Raw genomic sequence first — 4,201 nt, forward strand, 5'->3', positions numbered from 1 at the left:
GCACGCACCTGCGCGGACCCGGCGCGATCGAGATCGGCTACTGGGTCGGCGGCGCCGCCCGCGGACGCGGCCTCGCCACGGAAGCGGTGACGGGCATCCTGGGCTCGCTGTCGCGCCGCTTCCCCGCCCGCCTGATCGTCGCCGAATGCCGCCCCGGCAACGTCGCCTCCTGGGGCCTCCTGACCAAGCTCGGCTTCCGCGACACCGGCGAGGAGGGCCACCGCCCCGGCCGGCGGCTGATGGCGCTGCGGTGCGGCTGATGCTCCGGGTGGCCGCGACCGGAACCCGGAGGCGCGTCGAAGCTTGTCCGTTCAGAGCGATCGGAACGGAGGCGGCAATGGGTGAAGATCTCGTGGTGTTCGGCCTCTCGGCCCTGACATTCGTCGGCTTCGTGTTCGGTTACGCGACATCCCAGGCGTAGGCGCCGGGCTGCGGACCGTCAGGCCTCAGCGCACGGAAGCGGCCGCCCCGGCGGGCATCGCCTTGCCGCCGCGATAGATCACCAGCGTCGCGAACAGCCCGAGGGCGCCGCCGAGCGACATCCACAGGCCCGGCGCCGCCTTGTCGCCGGTCGCCTCGATCAGCCAGGTGGCGACCAGCGGCGTCATCCCGCCGAACAGGGCGGTCGCGAGCGAGTAGGCCAGCGAGAACCCGGCGGTGCGGACCTCCACCGGCACCACCTCGGTCAGCGCCACCACCATGGCGCCGTTGTAGCTGCCGTAGAGGAACGAGAACCACAGCAGCACGGCGAGCATCGCCCCGAAGCTGACGTGCCCGACGAGCCAGGTCAGGGCCGGGTAGGCGGTGAGCAGGGTGAGCGCCGAGAACACGATCAGCAGGGGCTTGCGGCCGATCCGGTCGGACAGCGCCCCCATCACCGGCAGCCAGAACAGGTTCGAGACCGCGACGCAGAAGGTCACGAGCAGGCTGTCGGTGTCGGTGAGCTTCAGGACGCTCTTGCCGAAGGTCGGGGTGTAGACGGTGATCGTGTAGAACGCGATCGTGGTCATCGCGACCATCAGCATGCCGAGCAGCACGATCCGCCAGTTCGCGGCGAGCGTCCGGAAGATCTCCGCCGCCTCCGGCCGGTGCTTGCGCTCGGCGAAGGCCTTGGTCTCCTCCAGCGAGTTGCGGATGTAGAACAGGAACGGCACCAGCGCGCAGCCGATGAAGAACGGCACCCGCCAGCCCCAGTCCGACATCTGCTCCGGCATCAGGGCATGGTTCAGCCCGTAGCCGATCGCCGCCGCCGCCATGATCGCCACCTGCTGGCTGCCCGACTGCCAGGAGACGTAGAAGCCCTTGCGACCGGGGGTCGCCATCTCCGACAGGTAGACCGAGACGCCGCCGAGCTCGACGCCCGCCGAGAAGCCCTGGAGCAGGCGGCCGACCAGCACGAGGCCCGGCGCCAGCAGCCCGATCGTGGCGTAGCCGGGCACGAAGGCGATAAGCACGGTGCCGGCGGCCATGATCGCCAGCGTCGTGATCAGCCCCTTCCGGCGCCCGACCCGGTCGACGTAGGCGCCGAGCAGCACCGCGCCGAGCGGCCGCATCAGGAAGCCGGCGCCGAAGGTCATGAAGGTGAGCATCAGCGACACGACCGCGTCGCCCGACGGGAAGAACGCCTTCGCGATGTAGGTCGCGTAGAAGCCGAACAGGAAGAAGTCGAACATCTCCAGGAAGTTGCCGCTGGTGACCCGCAGCACCGCCCCGACCTTCGATCCGGTCGACCCCTCGTATGATCCCGCCACGACCTCGCCCCCTCTGCTTCGGCCGCGGCCGTTCGGAGCACTGTTCGCCGGGACGGGCGCGGGCTCAAGGCGAGATCGTGAGTCTCCCGGACTTTTGTGATGGTTCGGACGTGCGGAGCCGCTACTCGGCGGCCGCCGCCTGGGGCACCGTGCCCGCGATCCAGGCCGAGAGGTCGGCGCGCGCCCGGTCGGTCAGGGCCTGGCGCTTGAGCATCGCCTTCTCCGGCCCGCGCAGGCGCTTGCCGGTCTCGTTGCGCGGCATCGCGGCGAGCGGCGGGAACAGCCCGAAGTTGACGTTCATCGGCTGGAACGAGCGCGGCTTGGCTGGCGCCTTCACCAACTCCTCGGCCGTCTCCTCGCCCGGCTCTTCGGGCACGTTATCGAGGATGTGGCCGCCGGTGATGTGGGCGATCAGCGCGCCGAGCGCGGTGGTCTGCGGCAGCGGCTCCAGGGCGCGGCCCTCGGCCTCCGCCACGGCGAAGCGCCCGGCCATCAGGCCGATCGCCGCGCTCTCGACGTAGCCCTCGCAGCCGGTGATCTGGCCGGCGAAGCGCAACGACGGCCGGACCTTCAGGCGCAGGGTCGCGTCGAGCAGGCGCGGGCTGTCGAGGTAGGTGTTGCGGTGGAGCCCCCCGAGGCGGGCGAACTCCGCGTTCTCCAGGCCGGGGATGGTGCGGAAGACGCGGACCTGCTCGGAATAGGTCAGCTTCGTCTGGAACCCGACCATGTTGTAGAGGGTGCCCAGCGCGTTGTCCTGGCGCAGCTGCACGATGGCGCAGGCCTTCACCTGAGGATCGTGCGGGTTGGTGAGGCCGACGGGCTTCATCGGGCCGTGGCGCAGGGTCTCGGCGCCGCGCTCGGCCATCACCTCGATCGGCAGGCAGCCGTCGAAGTAGGGCGTCGAGGCCTCCCACTCCTTGAAGCCGATCTTCTCGCCGTCCACGAGGGCCTGGATGAACGCCTCGTACTGCGCCCGGTCCATCGGGCAGTTGATGTAGTCGGCCCCTGTGCCGCCGGGCCCGACCTTGTCGTAGCGCGACTGGAACCACGCCTTTTCCATGTCGATCGAGTCGCGGTGGACGATCGGGGCGATGGCGTCGAAGAAGGCGAGCGCGTCGGCGCCGGTGATCGCGCGAATCCCCTCGGCCAGTGCCGGCGCGGTCAGCGGGCCGGTGGCGACGATGCACGGCCCCCAGGCTTCCGGCGGCAGCCCGGCGACCTCTTCGCGGACGATGGTGACGTTGGGATGCGCTTCGAGCGCGGCGGTGACGGCGGCGGAGAAGCCGTCGCGGTCGACCGCCAGCGCGCCGCCGGCCGGGACCTGATGCCGGTCGGCCGCGCGCAGGATCAACGACCCGAGGGTGCGCATCTCCTGGTGCAGAAGGCCGACGGCGTTGCCGTTCGGGTCGTCGGAGCGGAAGGAGTTGGAGCAGACGAGCTCGGCCAAGCCCTCGCCGTGATGCGCCTCGGTGCCGCGCACCGGCCGCATCTCGTGCAGGACCGCGTGGTGGCCGGCTTCGGCGATCTGCCAGGCGGATTCGGAGCCTGCGAGGCCGCCGCCGACGACGTGGATGGTGTTTTTAGAGCTGGACATGCCCCGGGATACCGGAACGGGCCGGCCCGAAGCAACGGGCCGGCAGACGTCCGGAAGATCAGCCGCGGGCGATGATGCGATCAGCCGCGGGCGATGGCATGATCAGCCGCGGGCGATGCCTTGGATCTCGAAGCGGTTGATGCCGAGGTCGGCGAGGTCGCGATCGGACAGGCGGGACAGCTCGGTGACGGTCTCGCGGTAACGGAGGTAGGCGCGGAGACGGCTGATGACGCTACGGGCGGCGGACATGACATTGACCTTTGTTCAGGCAGACGGTGACGACCGCGTGGGCACCGCTGCCTCTTGTTGGTGCAATGCACATATAAGCTTGCTGCAGCGCAGCGGCAGGCCACGCTCGGTGAGCCTGCCATGCAGCTTCGACATGCGCCGCACAACGATTTGGCAAGGTTTTGGAAAGCCTGTTTTCGAGGCTGCCGCGCTGGCGGAGTCGCGCGCATAGGTCGCGGGCGCGTCGTGGCCTGCTCGGATGGCCAGGTCGAGGCGGATGATCTTGCGGTCGTCTGCGCTGAATCGGGGACGCCGGTCGATGCGCCCGCGTAAGACTGTCGTTCCGCGCGATGATCTTGAAAACGACGGCGCCGCACCGCGGAAGATCCGCGATGCGGCGCCGTCGTGGAGGGCCCGGCGTGCGGGCCGTGCGGGGTTTCAGTAGAAGTGGCGCGGCCCGTAATAGGCCGGGCGGCCGTAGAACGGGCGCGGCGGGCCGTAGCCGTAGGGGCCGTAGCCGGGCGGGCGCCGCCAATACGGACGCGGGCCCCAGTTCGGCCGGCACACGCCCCAGGGATTGGGGTGGAAGCCGGGGCCGCAGCCGCCCGCGACCGTCTCGATCAGCGCG

The 4,201-nt window shown here is 70.3% G+C and carries 5 protein-coding genes and 1 pseudogene; 2 read left to right on the plus strand and 4 right to left on the minus strand.

Features of this window, described 5'->3' with window-relative positions; all coding sequences use genetic code 11:
* A partial coding sequence (locus FV222_RS18765; RefSeq protein WP_147815371.1) for a GNAT family N-acetyltransferase occupies nucleotides 1-260 on the plus strand: 260 nt, incomplete at its 5' end.
* The gene (locus FV222_RS29820; protein WP_187277376.1) at nucleotides 251-421 is read left to right on the plus strand and encodes a hypothetical protein; all 171 of its coding nucleotides are present in this window, start codon (nucleotides 251-253) and stop codon (nucleotides 419-421) included. The genes FV222_RS18765 and FV222_RS29820, both read left to right, overlap by 10 nt.
* 25 nt (nucleotides 422-446) lie before the next feature.
* Here FV222_RS29820 and FV222_RS18770 read toward each other — a convergent pair whose 3' ends face one another.
* From FV222_RS18770 to FV222_RS18785, 4 genes and pseudogenes are all read right to left on the minus strand, one after another.
* Entirely contained in the window at nucleotides 447-1,751 is a 1,305-nt protein-coding gene (locus FV222_RS18770; protein WP_147815372.1) for an MFS transporter, read from the minus strand.
* A gap of 121 nt (nucleotides 1,752-1,872) precedes the next feature.
* Nucleotides 1,873-3,345, minus strand: coding sequence for a methylenetetrahydrofolate--tRNA-(uracil(54)-C(5))-methyltransferase (FADH(2)-oxidizing) TrmFO (gene trmFO, locus FV222_RS18775; RefSeq protein ID WP_147815373.1), 1,473 nt, complete (start codon nucleotides 3,343-3,345; stop codon nucleotides 1,873-1,875).
* Nucleotides 3,346-3,447: 102 nt separating this feature from the next.
* Nucleotides 3,448-3,594: a DUF1127 domain-containing protein gene (locus FV222_RS18780; RefSeq protein WP_147815374.1), complete on the minus strand. Its 147-nt coding sequence runs from the start codon at nucleotides 3,592-3,594 to the stop codon at nucleotides 3,448-3,450.
* Nucleotides 3,595-4,011: 417 nt separating this feature from the next.
* A pseudogene (locus FV222_RS18785) lies at nucleotides 4,012-4,201 on the minus strand (hypothetical protein); the annotation flags it as partial.

Origin of the sequence: Methylobacterium sp. WL103 (genome assembly GCF_008039885.1) — a bacterium.
In the GTDB taxonomy this organism is placed as follows: Bacteria; Pseudomonadota; Alphaproteobacteria; order Rhizobiales; family Beijerinckiaceae; genus Methylobacterium; species Methylobacterium cerastii.

Excerpts from the sequence above, each read along its gene's own strand:
- trmFO (WP_147815373.1), bottom strand. The coding sequence starts at position 3,345 with ATGTCCAGCTCTAAAAACACCATCCACGTCGTCGGCGGCGGCCTCGCA.
- FV222_RS18780 (WP_147815374.1), bottom strand. The coding sequence starts at position 3,594 with ATGTCCGCCGCCCGTAGCGTCATCAGCCGTCTCCGCGCCTACCTCCGT.